The sequence below is a fragment of the Microbulbifer variabilis genome (genome assembly GCF_052468405.1).
In genome coordinates, this window is sequence record NZ_CP174343.1 from 4,444,219 (window position 1) to 4,458,652 (window position 14,434).

Below are 14,434 nucleotides of genomic sequence, written 5' to 3' on the forward strand. Positions count from 1 at the left end.
ATTCAAATAATGATTTGCCCGTGGAAAACTGTTGTTGCGGGCCCGGTCATAGTAACCGGCTGGCCTGGCCCACTCCAGTGAATTGTCAGCTTGCCACCGGGAAGGTGAATTTCAACCTTCTCATCCACAAGCCGGCGCTGGTGGGCATAAACCATTGCCGCGCAAGCACCGGTGCCGCAGGCACGAGTTTCTCCCACCCCTCGTTCAAACACACGCAGTTGCGCTTCGTCACGGGAGTCGATTTGTAGAAAGCCCACGTTGACCTTTTGTGGGAAGCGCGGGTGATCTTCAATTAGCGGTCCCAACTGGTCAACTGGGGCTTGCTGTACATCCTCAACCAGCAGTACCGCGTGGGGATTGCCCATAGATACGGCACCGATGGTATATGTCTCGTCAAGGACATCAATGGGGTAACTGTCAGCGTAGCGATCGGCACTGAAGGGGATTTGTTCCGGCTCCAGCACTGGTGCGCCCATATTGACGCTTACTTGGTCGCCATCCATGACTTTAAGTTGCAGGATGCCACCGGCCGTTTCGACTTTTAAACGCTTCTTGCCGGTGAGGCGGCGGTCGCGCACAAATCGGGCGAAGCAACGCGCGCCATTTCCACAATTTTCCACTTCACTGCCATCGGCGTTGAATATTCGGTAGCGGAAGTCTGCATCGGGGTCGCGGGGAGATTCCACCAGTAAAACCTGATCGCAACCAATGCCCAGGCAGCGGTCGGCAATTCGACGAATTTTGTCGGGGGATAGTTTGATTCTTTGACTGATGCCGTCGAGCATCACAAAATCGTTGCCAAGCCCATGCATCTTGCTGAATTTAACGCGCATTCCATTTCTCTAATGATTTTGTGTACCTGACGGATATGGATGCCTCTCAGGCTCGAATATGCCGTGGCGACACAGGTGTTTCCTGGTCCAACTGGTCACCATCGATTGGCATTACCAATATGTCGAGATTTTATAAGTATCGAACAGCCTGTCTGTGGGGTGTTCGCGTAGCCCCCAGAGATGGTGGCACTAAAATCTTTATTTTGACATCTATTTCGCCACAAAGAATCAGGCTTTCTCCGGTACCGGGGTTTCTCCCCGCACCAGGTCGCTAAAGCTTTCCCGCGCCCTTACCTGGTAGGTGTTGCTACCGTCGACCAGCACTTCCGCTGCCCGTGGCCGGCTATTGTAGTTGGAACTCATGGTAAATCCGTAGGCACCGGTAGAGAGCATGGCTAGCAGCTGACCCTGTCGTAGAGTCAGGGCCCGGTTTTTGCCGAGGAAATCACCGGTTTCGCATACTGGCCCGACGATATCCCACATGGCGTTTTCCCCGTGATCGGGGGTCACCGGCACTATATCCTGCCAGGCCTGGTACAGGGCCGGACGCAGATTATCGTTCATTGCCGCGTCAACGATGGCGAAATTGTGCTCCTGCGTGCGCTTTAGATAGTCAATGCGGGTCAGAAGCACACCGCCATTGGCGGCGATTGAACGCCCTGGTTCAAGGACCAAGCCGAGATTGCGATCGCCAATGCGCTTAAGTACTGCCTCGAGGTAATCCGCCACCGGTGGGGGCTCTTCACCTCGATAGCGCACGCCCAGGCCGCCGCCCAGGTCCAAATGCTCTAATTGGATGCCTTTATCGGCGAGGTCATCTACCAAAACCAGGAGTCGATCCAGGGCATCGAGGAAAGGTGCGACTTCAGTGAGCTGAGAGCCGATATGGCAGTCCACACCAATTATTTTCAAGTGGGGGGACTTGGCTGCATCTAGATAGACTTTCAGGGCACAATCAATAGCGATGCCGAATTTGTTTTCCTTGAGACCGGTGGAGATATAGGGGTGAGTTTGCGCGTCGACATCCGGATTTACGCGCAGGGAAATTGGGGCGACGGTTTCGCATTCGGCAGCTACCTGCTCCAGGCGCAGCAATTCAGCTTCAGATTCGATATTGAAGCAGTGCACACCCACTTCCAGCGCGCGGCGCATCTCATTGGCAGTTTTGCCCACACCGGAAAAGACTATCTGTGAGGGATCACCGCCTGCCAGTAATACACGCTCCAGCTCACCGCCAGAGACGATATCGAAGCCTGACCCCAGCTGAGCCAGTAATGAGAGTATGCCAAGGTTGCTGTTAGCCTTGACCGCGTAGCAGATCAGGCCGGGATGGTTGCCCAGGGCATCGGCATAGGCCCGGTATTGCCGCTCAAAATGAGCGCGGCTGTATACATAGGTGGGAGTGCCGAATTGCTCGGCAACCTGCTCGAGGGAGACGTCTTCAGCCCAAAGGCTGCCGTTGCGATAACTGAATTCACTCATTTCTCAGTTTCTTGCTCCTCTGGGTATTCTTCATACAGCGGCTCTTCTCCTAATGGTTCAGGCACAGCTTCACCGGCCGGTTCAATGGCTGGTCCACTGGGCTCCACTGCAGTGCTGCTGGTAGGCGCCGTATTGGGCGGACCAGTAGTAATACTCGGCGCGGGCTCTGCCGGTGCCTGAGGTAAGTACAGCGGGCCCTTCTGGCCACAGCCTGCAATCAGTGCGGAGGCACCTAGCAGCGTGAGGAGCGGGAGAAGTATTTTTTTCGGCATGGGTGACATCCTGCGCTCGGGCTTTCGAAGCGGTGTTCGGCAAAAGCCTGATAGTATAGCGGCCGAATAAATTCATCACAGTAGACGGTAACAGAAGTAACAAAAGATGAGCCAAGCGGAATACGAAGCGGCCATTGAGCGGAGCCTGATGGCGATAGAGGATGCTCTGGATGAGTGTGATTGGGACATCGATTACGAGCGTAGTGGGTCGGTTTTAACTCTTACGCTGGAGGATAATGGAAGCCAGGTGATTCTCTCTCGCCAGTCGGCCAGTCGCGAATTGTGGGTGGCAGCTAAATCCGGCGGTTATCACCTGGCCTTTGAAAACCCCGGCTGGAAATGCGGCACTACCGGGGAGGATCTGGCCACTCTGCTTGATCGTGTGCTGAGTGAGCAGCAGGGCGAAGAGGTCAGCTTGGGGCTGGGGCCCTAACCGCAGTAATTTGGCTTTTTAGAAAGCCCGGAAAGCCGGGCTTTAACTTCAAATCCACTAACAGCGCTGTTTGATTGCTTCACGTGCGTGCGCACAGGCCGCACGTACCTGATTGGGTGCGGTACCACCGATATGGTCACGGGCGGCCACCGAGCCCTCAAGGGTGAGCACTTCAAATACATCCTCGCTGATTTCAGCAGAAAATTGTTGTAGTTGCTCCAGGCTTAGTTCAGCCAGGTCCTTGTTTTGTTCAATGGCAAAGGATACTGATTGACCGACGATCTCATGGGCATCACGGAAGGCAACACCTTTGCGTACAAGGTAATCCGCCAAGTCCGTCGCGGTGGAAAAGCCCTTGGCGGCCGCCTCCAGCATATTGTCTTTTTTCGCCTTGAGAGCCGGTATCATATCTGCAAACGCGCGCAGGCAATCCAGAGCGGTGTCGGCGGCGTCAAACAGCGGTTCTTTATCCTCCTGGTTGTCCTTGTTATATGCCAGCGGTTGACTTTTCATCAGAGTCAGTAAGGCGACTAGGTGCCCGTTTACACGGCCGGTTTTACCGCGTACCAGCTCAGGCACATCCGGATTTTTCTTCTGTGGCATGATGGAGGAGCCGGTGCAAAAGCGATCCGGTAGATCAATAAAATCGAACTGGCTCGAAGTCCAAAGGACCAGCTCCTCGCTCGCTCGGGAAAGGTGAGTGAGCAGCAGCGCGGCGAAAGCGCAGAATTCAATGGCGAAATCCCGGTCGCTGACGGAATCCAGAGAGTTTTCGGTCGGGGCATCAAAACCGAGTAATTCAGCAGTGCGTGCGCGATCAATAGGGTAACTGGTGCCGGCCAGTGCGGCTGCACCCAGGGGAGAGCGGTTGACTCGCTTGCGGCAGTCCATCAAGCGCTCATAGTCCCGGGTAAGCATGGCGTTCCAGGCCAGTAGGTGGTGGCCAAAAGTCACCGGTTGAGCGCTCTGTAGGTGAGTAAAGCCCGGCATAATAGTGCCCGCTTCGCGTTCCGCCAGCGCTACCAGGCCGGTTTGCAAGCGGGTTAGCTCGCCTGCAATCCTATCGATGCGCCCCCGCAGCCATAGGCGAATATCCGTTGCTACCTGATCGTTGCGGGAGCGGCCAGTGTGCAGTTTTTTACCGGTGGCACCGATGCGCTCAGTCAGGCGCGCCTCGATATTCATGTGCACATCTTCCAGCTGCACTGACCACGGGAACTCCCCTGCCTTAATTTCCTCTGCTATTTCCTTCAGGCCATGGGCGATCTTTTGATATTCATCTGCACTCAATACCCCTACCTCAGAGAGCATCTGGGCATGGGCGAGAGAGCCTTGGATATCCTCCAATGCCATGCGTTGGTCAAAGGTGACTGAGGCGGTGAACCTCTCTACGAAGGCATCAGTGGCTTCACTGAAGCGGCCTCCCCAGAGTTTGGCGGCCGGGTTATTGGCGGAATCGGTGGGGGCTTTTTCGTTGCTCATGGTTTTCCTGGCTGCAGTGAGGTGAAAGGCCGGGGAGCTTGGTGGTATCTTGCGCTTTAAACGTTAGGGACAGTCAAGAATAACAATTGCATGTCAAACTCCAGGCCGGCAGGCATTATATCGCAGAAAATTCGAAAAACTGATACTGATAACAAGGATTCTGCGCTTCCTGGTATTTTGCCTTTCCTGCCGGATTTGTGCAGCGTCACTTCCCTGGCAGCACTGGTGCTGATGGGAGAACTGTTGGCCCTGGTGCTGGTATTGGCGCTGGATGGGTTGCGAGAATTCAGCTGGCAGCGCCTGGGGTTGATCTCCCTGGTTATCCAGTGGGTGATATTGCCCTCTGCAGCTGTACTCTGCCGCCTGCGCCCCCTTTTGGCCAAGCTCTCGCACAAGCGCGCCGGTGCTATCAGCTTTATAGCGGTGCTGGCGGTATTGATAAGCGTGATGGGAATACAGCGCTATCTGCGCGTACTGCTGTTACAGGCTGATTTCGATTGGTGGGGCCTGGCCAGTGATTGCTTGCTGGGGGCCATTTGCTCTGGGGTGGTTTTGCGCTACGCCTATTTGCAGCAGCAGTTATATAACCAGCAACAAGCTGAGCTCGGCGCACGTATTGAGGCGTTGCAATCCCGTATCCGTCCCCACTTTCTGTTTAATAGTATGAATAGCTTGGCCAGCCTGATCGCTGTGGACCCAGATCGTGCCGAACGACTGGTAGAGGATTTGTGTGCTCTGTTCAGGGCCAGCCTAGCCGATCCAAAACTGGTGCCTTTACGGCAGGAGATTTTGCTGGCGCAGCGCTACCTGGAGATCGAGGCATTGCGTCTGGGGGATCGCCTGAGACAAGAATGGCAATTGGGTGAAGGACTGAATGACATCCAGTTACCCAGTATGTTGCTACAGCCCCTGCTTGAAAATGCGGTGTTACACGGCGTGGCTAAATTGCGTGAAGGTGGGGAAATCAACGTACGAGTTGAAGTTGAAAGTGGTGTTCTCAGGATTGCTATCGAAAACCCCTTGCCCCAGGAAACTGTGCACACCTCCCGGGAAAATAATGGCATGGCGATGGAAAATATCCGCCAACGCCTGTCCGCTTATTACGGCAATCGCTTTATGTTTACCGCCTGTCGGGAGGATGGACACTACAGAGTGGCCCTGCAGCTACCCTTGTTTCCCCGGGAGGCGGCTCTGCGGGAGACAAAGGCCGCTGTATCTACCACTAGAAAAGCCGAGGTGATGGAGTGACCCAGCTGCGAGTCCTGATTGTCGACGATGAACCCCTGGCCCGTGCGCGCCTACAGCGGCAATTGGCCGCGATCGATAACTGCACAGTGATCGGTGAGGCAGCCGATATTGAAACCGCACTAGTGCAGGTGCAGATACTTGATCCGGACCTTGTATTGCTAGATATCGAAATGCCCGGTGGCAGTGGTTTGGAATTGGCACAACAGTTATCTGTTCGCGAATGCCCACCGGCAGTTATTTTTTGCACTGCCCACGATGAATTTGCCTTGCCGGCATTCGCAACTTCAGCAGTGGGCTACTTGTTAAAACCGGTCACTTTAGAGCTGTTGCGCCAGGCTATTACGAAGGTACAGCGCCTCAGCAAACCCCAACAAAAAATGCTGGAAGAGCAGGAATCAGAAGCATCCGATCATCGAAGCCGCATCAAAGCTGTCAGCCGCCGGGGAGTGGAATTACTGGAAGTGGATACGATCCGTTGCCTGGTTGCCGATAGTAAATATGTGGTAGCTCACCATCTTGCCGGCGAAACAATTTTGGATGAGTCCCTTAAGGAGTTGGAGAGTGAGTTCGGCGATCGCTTTGTGCGCGTACACCGCAGCGCCCTGGTCGCTGTGGAATATATCGCCGGTTTGCGCAGGGAGGGTGGAAATTATCGGGTGGAGTTGGATGGTGTAGCAGAGGCGCCGCTGGTAAGCCGACGCATGCTGCCTTCTGTAAAAGCACTAATTACGGAGATATGCTGATTATTCAGTTTTTAACGCAGAAAAACAAACAGTACTGCAGCTACCATCAATAGAGCAAAGCTCACTCTGATTACTCTCGCTTGTTTTGGTTTGTGGAAAACTGGCCGCAGGCTGCCCCCAAGGTATAGCCAGATAAAATCCACTACAGCAGCGACAATCAAGCAGACCAATCCTGTGGCAAGATAGCTGAAACCGCTCTCTTCGATAGGCAGTAGAAACTGGGAAAAGATCGCAAAAAAAGCGGCGTAGGCTTTTGGATTGAGCAGATTAAAAATAAACCCATCCAAAAGGGATGGCGGTTGGGCTGCTGCCGACTGTTCCTGAACCAGTACCGGTGCCGTGGCAATTTTGAATGCGATATAGCCAATGTAAAGTGCTCCACATATCTGCACTGTCAAACGAGCCTCGGGCCAGGCAGAAAGCAGGGCGGCTACACCGGCAGTGGCACCGACAATGGCTACGCATAACCCAAGCAGGATACCGATAAGGAAACCGGTACTTTGCCTCACTCCAAAGGTTGCTCCTGAAGCTGCCAGAGCGAGTGGTGCGGGGCCGGGAGAGCCGAGTAACAGGCCTGTGGCTGCAATCAGTGAAGATAATGCTTCTAACATAAACTCTTGCCCTATTTCCCACCTGCGACATCAATAAATGAGCCAGTGGTAAACGACGATTCATTGCTTAAAAGCCAAGCTATCGCAGAGGCCACTTCTTCTGGCAGTCCCCCTCGTTTTAGAGGGGTCGTAGATTTTAGCCGCTCCACCCGATCTGGTTCTCCGCCAGCAGTATGCATCTCTGTATAGATCAAACCTGGCCGTACTCCATTTACCCTGATTCCCTCGCTGGCAAGTTCCTGGCTTAGCCCGATGGTCAAGGTGTCTACTGCCCCTTTACTCGCTGCATAGTCAATATATTCGTTGGGTGAGCCCCAGCGGCTGGCAGCAGAAGAAATATTGACGATGGCACCACCGCTGCCCCCCTGTTTGGTCGACATTCTTCTTATGGCTTCGCGGCAGCAAAGTAGGGTGCCAGTAACATTCGTTCGAAGTACCTGGTTAATTCGCTCCGCTTCCATTTTTTCAACGCGCATTTGGGGTTTGAGTGTCGCGGCATTGTTCACCAGGTATTGAAGGGGGCCGAGTTGCCGGTCTACTTCATTAAATAAGTGGGTGATATCGGCTTCTGATGAAATATCAGCGCGTACGGCGATTGCTTTAGTACCTAAGGCCTTGAGTTCATTCAGCAGGCTTTCGGCCGAGTCTTTTCTCTCCCGATAACTGATGGCGATATGGTATCCATGCTGGGCAAGTAATCGTGCCGTTGCGGCACCGATCCCACGGCTTCCGCCGGTGACTAAGGCAATATTATTTTTAAGGGGCACTTTGCAACTCCTGAAAAGGGGGAACTATTGGGAATAAATAGGGGTACCTTTGATTTTTTTTGTTGTTAAAGAATGAGGGAGGGTATCTGAAAAATACGGAGGAGGCACTGACGGCAGCGCTGTCAGTGCCCCTGGATGAGATCGGTCTTAATGGGCTTTAATTTTAATACAGTTGCGGGCCACCATCGCCGTATTCCGAATCATTTTGCAGGCTTAATTCGCCAGCGGCACTATTCAAATATTCCGCATCGGACTCGGACTTGAGTTTGATCATCAAGCGCAAGTCGTTGGAGGAGTCAGCGTGGGCGAGGGCATCCTCGTAGGTAATCTCGCCGCGGTCGTAGAGTTCATACAGGGCCTGGTCGAAGGTCTGCATACCCTGTTCGCCGGAACGCTTCATCAATTCTTTCATTTTGTGTACCTCGCCCTTGCGGATCAGGTCCGACATCAGCGGGGTATTGATCATAACCTCCAGGCAGGCCCGGCGGCCATCGCCGTCAGGTGTTGGCACCAGTTGCTGTGCCACCATCGCTTTCAGGTTCAGCGACAGATCCATAAACAACTGTTGGTGGCGGTCTGCCGGGAAGAAGTGAATGATACGGTCCAGGGCTTGGTTGGCGTTGTTGGCATGCAGGGTACAGAGACACAGATGGCCGGTTTCGGCAAAGGCAATGGCGTGGTCCATTGTCTCGCGGGAGCGTACCTCACCAATCAGAATGACGTCTGGTGCCTGACGCAGGGTATTTTTCAGGGCCACTTCGAAGGACTCTGTATCCAGGCCAACTTCACGCTGGGTTACGATACAGCCGCGATGCTGGTGAATAAATTCAATCGGGTCCTCAATAGTGATGATATGGCCTTTGGAGTTCTCATTGCGGTGGCCAATCATCGAGGCAAGGGAGGTAGACTTACCAGTGCCGGTTGCACCTACAAAAATAATCAGGCCACGCTTGGTCATCGCCAGCTCTTTGAGTACATCCGGCAGGCCAAGCCCGTCAATCGTGGGAATCTTCGTTTCGATACGACGCAGCACCATGCCCACCAGGTTGCGCTGGAAAAATGCCGAGACCCGGAAGCGACCTACGTTGCGTACGGCAATGGCGTAGTTCAGTTCCTTTTGTTCAGCGAATTCGCGTCGCTGCTTCTCATTCATGGTGCCCACCACCAGTTCGCGTGCTTTCTCTGGTGTGAGCGAGGTACTGCTGCAGGGTACAACACGTCCGTGCAGTTTGATCGAGGGTGGTATGCCTGCGGTGATAAACAGGTCCGATGCACCTTTCTCTACAACCAGTTGTAGGAGTCTTTCAATTTCCATGGGTGTTTACCGCGTTTATTTTTGACTTTGAGGGGCCCTGCAGCGAGCCCCCGGTGCGCTGTAACGCTTAGAAGTTTTCCGGCATTTTGGCTTTTTCTCGCGCGACTTCGCGGCTGACGATACGGCGTGCCACCAGATCCTCAAGGCACTGGTCCATGGTCTGCATACCGACACTGGCGCCAGTCTGGATAGCCGAGTACATCTGCGCGATTTTGTCCTCGCGGATCAAATTACGGATTGCCGGGGTGCCGCGCATAATCTCGTGAGCGGCGACACGGCCTCCGCCATTTTTCTTCAGGAGGGTTTGAGAGATTACCGCCTGTAGTGACTCCGACAGCATTGAGCGAACCATCGCTTTCTCCTGCGCAGGAAAGACGTCTACAACCCGGTCAATGGTTTTTGCTGCAGAGGTGGTGTGCAGGGTACCGAACACCAGGTGACCGGTTTCTGCGGCGGTTAGTGCCAGTCGGATGGTTTCCAGGTCCCGCATCTCACCCACGAGAATAATGTCCGGGTCTTCACGTAATGCAGAGCGCAGAGCTTCGGCGAAGCCGTGTGTATCCCTATGTACCTCGCGCTGGTTTACCAGACACTTTTTTGACTCGTGTACGAATTCAATTGGGTCTTCGATGGTGAGGATATGTTCGTACTTGTTGTCGTTGATGTAATCCATCATCGCGGCCAGCGTGGTGGACTTACCGGAACCGGTAGGCCCAGTCACCAACACCAGGCCACGCGGGGTATCGGAGATCTGTTTAAAGACCTGGCCCATCCCCAGGTCCTCCATGGTCAGTACCTTGGAGGGAATAGTCCGGAATACAGCGCCGGCCCCACGGTTGTGATTAAAGGCATTCACACGGAAACGGGCCACGCCAGGTACTTCAAAGGAGAAGTCGGTTTCCAGCAGCTCTTCATAATCCTTGCGCTGCTTATCATTCATGATCTCGTAGATCAGGCCGTGCACCTGCTTGTGCTCCATGGCTGGCAGGTTGATGCGGCGCACGTCGCCGTCCACACGAATCATCGGTGGCAGACCGGCGGAGAGGTGCAAATCCGAGGCGTTTTGCTTGGCGCTGAAGGCGAGGAGTTCAGTGATATCCATACTGCTACCTTATGGTTCTTGTTTGGGCTCAGGTAAAATCGCCACTTATTTCGGTAAGGGCCCCAGTATATGCGCAAAGAGACAATCGTCGAAAACCTGAATGCAGTAGGTGAGCGGATTGTGACATGCTGCAACAACTGCGATCGCAACCCGGCAGAAATCACTCTGCTGGCGGTTTCCAAAACGCGACCCCCACAAGATTTGCGAGTCGCCTACGCGGCTGGCCAGCGCCACTTTGGCGAAAACTATTTGCAGGAAGCCCTGGAAAAACAGGATGCCCTTTCTGATCTCGATATTCACTGGCATTTCATTGGGCCGTTGCAGTCGAACAAAAGCCGTGCGGTTGCCGAGAGGTTCCAATGGATGCATACAGTCGACCGGCTGAAAATTGCCCAGCGTCTTTCATCGCAGCGCCCCAAAAACATGGGCCCTCTCAATATCTGCCTGCAAGTGAATATCGATGGCGAGCAGAGCAAGTCTGGCATAGCTCCACAGGATTTGGTGGCTCTGGCGCGTGAAGTGGTGAAACTACCTGGGCTTCGTTTACGCGGGTTGATGACGATTCCCGCTGAGCGACAGGGTATTACCGCTCAACAAGAGCCCTTTGCCAGGCTAGCCAGCTTGTTGCAGCACTTACGTGAAGAATTTCCTAACGAAACCATGGATACCCTGTCGATGGGAATGTCCGGGGATATGGAGGCAGCGATTTCCTGTGGCGCCACCATTGTGCGCATCGGCACAGATATTTTTGGCGCTCGTAATTATTCTGCGTAAATGGGGCTGTGTTTTACCCAAAACTGTTAGGGAAATGGAATGACGAAATCAGGGAATCTCGAGGTGGTATTACTGGGATTAACCCTGTGTGCTGTAATGGCTTTATCAATGGCGCAGAACTTGTGGACCACTTGGTTGGCACTTGAGTGGCTAGCATTTATTTGCCTTCTCTCATTTTACTTCCCGAAGATGTCAATGATTACCGACTTCCTTAGTAATACGGTAACCCGATCGCTGTGGCCGGAGAGCCGACAATGGTTGTAGCTGGTGACAATTGCCTTAAATCTCCTTGCGATAATAGAGGCGTCCCTATTTGGCAGTGATTAAAAAGGTGCTAGTAGAATTGATATGAAAACGGCCCAAAGGGCCGTTTTCGTTAGAGGGTTCGTATTAATTTTTCAGCGCCAGTTTCTTTTTCCGCTCTTCGCCGAGCAAATGTTCTGCAAAGAACAATGCCGTAGCTTGAGTAAAGGCATCGCTATTCTCCTTTTTGCGATAACCGTGTCCTTCGTTTAATGCGTTCATATACCAAACCCGGTTGCCGTTTTCACGCAGGGCGTCCACGATCTGCTCGGCTTCTGTAACAGGTACTCGAGGATCATTTTGTCCCTGTACCACAAACATCGGCACCTGGATTTTCTCCACATTATTGTTGGGGCTGATTTTTTCCAGGAAGGCCCGCATCTTCGGATCGCGTTCGTCACCATACTCTACCCGGCGCAAGTCTCGACGGTAGCTCTTGGTGTTGGTGAGGAAAGTGACAAAATTAGAGATGCCGACAATATCTACAGCAGCTTTCAGGCGGTTTGAGTAGTAGACACTACTGGCCAGCACCATATAGCCGCCATAGCTACCGCCGAAGACAGCAACCCGCTCGGCATCCAAGTCTGGTTGGGTGGCGATCCAGTCCAGTAGGGCACCGATGTCTTTCACCGAATCCTCGCGCTGATACCCGTTGTCCATGGCCAGGTAGCTTTTACCGTAGCCGGCAGAACCGCGTACGTTGGGAGCAATTACTGCGGCCCCAAGCTCCTCCAACCACATTTGATAGGTGCTGGAGAACAGCGGGCGATACTGTCCCTCGGGTCCGCCATGAATGGAAATAATGACTGGCACCGGGCCTTTAGTGTTGCGTGGTTTGTACATGAAAGCTGGAATTTCCCGATGCTTGCCATCTACCTTGTCGAAAGTTGGATAGTGCACCAGCTGGGGTTCGACAAATTGCTCGGTGTCGAGGCCGCCGACTTCGCTGAATGTCCAGCGGTTGAGGTCACCACTGGAGAGTGGACGACGGCCCAGCTCTAAAACGAAAGTATCTGTAGGGGTTTTTGGGGTATTCAGGGACATCGCCAGCCTATCGCCTCGAGGATTGAACTCGATGCCGCCGATAACGCCAATCGGGAGGGAATTGATCTTGCGATAGCGGTCATTGCGCGGGTTATAGAGATAGAGTGAGGACATACCCCCCTCGTTAGCCACGAAGGCACCGCGACGACCGTCTTCGCTGAGAACAAAATCGTTGATGTCCCAGGGGATATCAGCGGTAATGACTTTTTCATCACCACTGGCTAAGTCTTTGCGAATCAGCTGGGTGAATTCTCCCCCTTTATCACTCATCAGGAATGCAGAGCGGTCGTCGTGGCTAAAGCCAACGGGAAAATTGCGGGAGTCTACATCGTCATCCCCGGCGAGCAGTTTCAGTTCTCCGCTATCTAGGTCCAGCAGGTGGACTTTGGATCGAGTGGAGGAAACATACTGCAACACGAGCAGTTGGCTACCGGATTGTGAGAAGCCGCCTGGCCCCCACCAACTGCCATCTGTCGATTTCAGAATCAGGCGGTCTTCTTTCTTAGCTCCGTCAAAAGTGGTGAGCCAGATATCATTGGCTTTACCGTCGCGGCGAGTACTCTGATAGGCCATGGCGGAGCCTTGCTTATTCCAGAGGATAGCGCCGTTTCGGGATTCGCCATCAGTGATCATCTCACTCTGGCCATTGTGCGTATCAAATAGAAATATTTGTGTATATTCATTCCCGCCAGCATCCATAGTGAATGCCAGTTGCTCGTGATCCGGACGTGTGGCGACACTGCCGATAGGCTCTTCGAAGAAGGTCAACTGGCGGCGGGCGCCACCGGCGCGATCTACTTTGTGTAATTGATTCACCTCGCCAAAGCGGGTGCTGACATACATTCCGTTGCCATCTATATCCCAGCCGCGGAAGCTGGCTGATCGTACATTTTGATAGCGGTTCAGTTCATCAATGATGCTCTGGGGTATCTGTGGAATGTCCTGCAATATCAGTTGGCCGTTGTTTTCGGTACGAGTTTCTACCGCACCGGCAGCGCCCGTCGCGCAAAGCAGTGCGGCGGTCACTAAAGAGCGCCATTTATGCATATCATTCTCCTTGGCAACGCGTGAGGCGCGTTTCTCTTGTTATTGGAATTGAGTGACCACATATTAACGAAATCCCCGCTGGGGAGAATAGCGACTGAAATTCACAGCAGCTGAGCCGAGTGCTCGCCGAGGTAATCCGAGTGACTGTAAAAAATCCCAAAATCGTTTTTATCGGCGGCGCCGGCAATATGGCTGGAGCGGTGATCGGCGGCCTGCTCGCGGCTGGCTATCCGACGGAAAAGGTTGTTGCTACTGGGCGCGATCCTCTCAAGTTGGAGTCGTTTGCCAAGCGCCATGGCGTTGTCGCGCACGATGATAACATCGCTGCAATTGATGAAGCCGATGTTATCGTGCTGTCAGTTAAACCCCAGGTCATGCGCGATTTGTGCATGGATCTGCGTCCGCATCTGACTAGACGCAATCCCCTGGTGATTACTCTGGCTGCCGGTATACCCCTGGCTGCCTATCAACGCTGGCTAGGTGAGCACCTGCCAATTGTGCGTGCTATGCCAAATACTCCAGCGTTGGTTCAGGCAGGGGTCACTGGTCTTTACGCCGATGCGGCGGTGACCGCAGAACACCGCGCTATTACCGAGCGTATCGTCAATGCAGTGGGTATTTCCCTGTGGGTGGAGCAAGAGGAGGGAATTGATCAGATTATCGCCGTTGCAGGATCTGCCCCAGCATACTTTTTTCAATTTATGGAAGCCATGATTGATGCATCATCTGCCAGTGGCTTTGCCCGTGCTGATGCGGAGCGCCTCGTGTTGCAAACTGCCCTGGGCGCCGCCAAACTGGCCATGGTCAGCGATGTGGATGTAGCCCAATTGAAGCGTAACGTAATGTCGCCGGGCGGTACCACAGAGCGTGCGGTACAGCGCTTTGAGCAGGGCGGCCTTCCCCAGTTGGTAGCGGATGCAATGCGTGATTGTGCCGAGCGCGCTGCAGAAATGGCCAGGGAGCTGGACCGCTAGGTAA

15 protein-coding genes are annotated in these 14,434 nt (G+C 53.6%); 6 read left to right on the plus strand and 9 right to left on the minus strand.

All coding sequences use genetic code 11. The features are described 5' to 3' along the window. Positions 1–2 precede the first annotated feature (2 nt). From dapF to lptM, 3 genes are all read right to left on the minus strand, one after another. The gene (gene dapF, locus ACJJJB_RS20150; RefSeq protein WP_445365394.1) at positions 3–833 is read right to left on the minus strand and encodes a diaminopimelate epimerase; all 831 of its coding nucleotides are present in this window, start codon (positions 831–833) and stop codon (positions 3–5) included. 228 nt (positions 834–1,061) lie between these two features. Beyond that, positions 1,062–2,315, minus strand: coding sequence for a diaminopimelate decarboxylase (lysA, locus tag ACJJJB_RS20155; protein ID WP_282951908.1), 1,254 nt, complete (start codon positions 2,313–2,315; stop codon positions 1,062–1,064). After that, positions 2,312–2,587 (minus strand): LPS translocon maturation chaperone LptM, encoded by a 276-nt coding sequence (gene lptM, locus ACJJJB_RS20160; protein WP_020413687.1) that lies wholly within the window; start codon positions 2,585–2,587, stop codon positions 2,312–2,314. The genes lysA and lptM overlap by 4 nt, the downstream gene beginning before the upstream one ends. A gap of 106 nt (positions 2,588–2,693) precedes the next feature. Here lptM and cyaY point away from each other — a divergent pair, with 106 nt between their 5' ends. After that, the gene (gene cyaY, locus ACJJJB_RS20165; protein ID WP_445365395.1) at positions 2,694–3,020 is read left to right on the plus strand and encodes an iron donor protein CyaY; all 327 of its coding nucleotides are present in this window, start codon (positions 2,694–2,696) and stop codon (positions 3,018–3,020) included. Between the two features lie 57 nt (positions 3,021–3,077). Here the strand turns inward: cyaY and argH are convergent, their stop codons facing one another. Continuing rightward, on the minus strand, positions 3,078–4,502 hold the full coding sequence (gene argH / locus ACJJJB_RS20170; RefSeq protein ID WP_445365396.1) for an argininosuccinate lyase: 1,425 nt from the start codon (positions 4,500–4,502) through the stop codon (positions 3,078–3,080). A gap of 90 nt (positions 4,503–4,592) precedes the next feature. Between argH and ACJJJB_RS20175 the strand changes: the two genes are divergently transcribed. Both ACJJJB_RS20175 and ACJJJB_RS20180 read left to right on the plus strand, forming a co-directional pair. Continuing rightward, the gene (locus ACJJJB_RS20175; RefSeq protein ID WP_282951905.1) at positions 4,593–5,750 is read left to right on the plus strand and encodes a sensor histidine kinase; all 1,158 of its coding nucleotides are present in this window, start codon (positions 4,593–4,595) and stop codon (positions 5,748–5,750) included. Next, positions 5,747–6,493, plus strand: coding sequence for a LytR/AlgR family response regulator transcription factor (locus ACJJJB_RS20180; RefSeq protein WP_020413683.1), 747 nt, complete (start codon positions 5,747–5,749; stop codon positions 6,491–6,493). The genes ACJJJB_RS20175 and ACJJJB_RS20180 overlap by 4 nt, the downstream gene beginning before the upstream one ends. Before the next feature lie 11 nt (positions 6,494–6,504). Here the strand turns inward: ACJJJB_RS20180 and ACJJJB_RS20185 are convergent, their stop codons facing one another. The 4 genes from ACJJJB_RS20185 to ACJJJB_RS20200 form a co-directional block, all read right to left on the minus strand. Next, entirely contained in the window at positions 6,505–7,104 is a 600-nt protein-coding gene (locus ACJJJB_RS20185) for a LysE family translocator (RefSeq protein WP_020413682.1), read from the minus strand. Between the two features lie 11 nt (positions 7,105–7,115). Continuing rightward, the gene (locus ACJJJB_RS20190) at positions 7,116–7,871 is read right to left on the minus strand and encodes an SDR family oxidoreductase (RefSeq protein ID WP_020413681.1); all 756 of its coding nucleotides are present in this window, start codon (positions 7,869–7,871) and stop codon (positions 7,116–7,118) included. 163 nt (positions 7,872–8,034) lie between these two features. Then, entirely contained in the window at positions 8,035–9,186 is a 1,152-nt protein-coding gene (locus ACJJJB_RS20195) for a PilT/PilU family type 4a pilus ATPase (protein WP_020413680.1), read from the minus strand. Positions 9,187–9,253: 67 nt separating this feature from the next. Beyond that, positions 9,254–10,288, minus strand: coding sequence for a type IV pilus twitching motility protein PilT (locus tag ACJJJB_RS20200; protein ID WP_020413679.1), 1,035 nt, complete (start codon positions 10,286–10,288; stop codon positions 9,254–9,256). 69 nt (positions 10,289–10,357) lie between these two features. Here ACJJJB_RS20200 and ACJJJB_RS20205 point away from each other — a divergent pair, with 69 nt between their 5' ends. Together ACJJJB_RS20205 and ACJJJB_RS20210 are read left to right on the plus strand one after the other, a co-directional pair. Beyond that, positions 10,358–11,062, plus strand: a complete 705-nt coding sequence (locus ACJJJB_RS20205) for a YggS family pyridoxal phosphate-dependent enzyme (RefSeq protein WP_282951902.1) — start codon at positions 10,358–10,360, stop codon at positions 11,060–11,062. A 39-nt stretch (positions 11,063–11,101) separates the two neighbouring features. After that, entirely contained in the window at positions 11,102–11,326 is a 225-nt protein-coding gene (locus ACJJJB_RS20210; protein ID WP_020413677.1) for a hypothetical protein, read from the plus strand. 126 nt (positions 11,327–11,452) lie between these two features. On the opposite strand, the gene ACJJJB_RS20215 is transcribed toward ACJJJB_RS20210, so the two are convergent. Continuing rightward, positions 11,453–13,456 (minus strand): S9 family peptidase, encoded by a 2,004-nt coding sequence (locus tag ACJJJB_RS20215; RefSeq protein WP_445365397.1) that lies wholly within the window; start codon positions 13,454–13,456, stop codon positions 11,453–11,455. A 140-nt stretch (positions 13,457–13,596) separates the two neighbouring features. Here ACJJJB_RS20215 and proC point away from each other — a divergent pair, with 140 nt between their 5' ends. Further along, positions 13,597–14,430: a pyrroline-5-carboxylate reductase gene (gene proC / locus ACJJJB_RS20220; RefSeq protein ID WP_040628952.1), complete on the plus strand. Its 834-nt coding sequence runs from the start codon at positions 13,597–13,599 to the stop codon at positions 14,428–14,430. Positions 14,431–14,434: the final 4 nt, after the last annotated feature.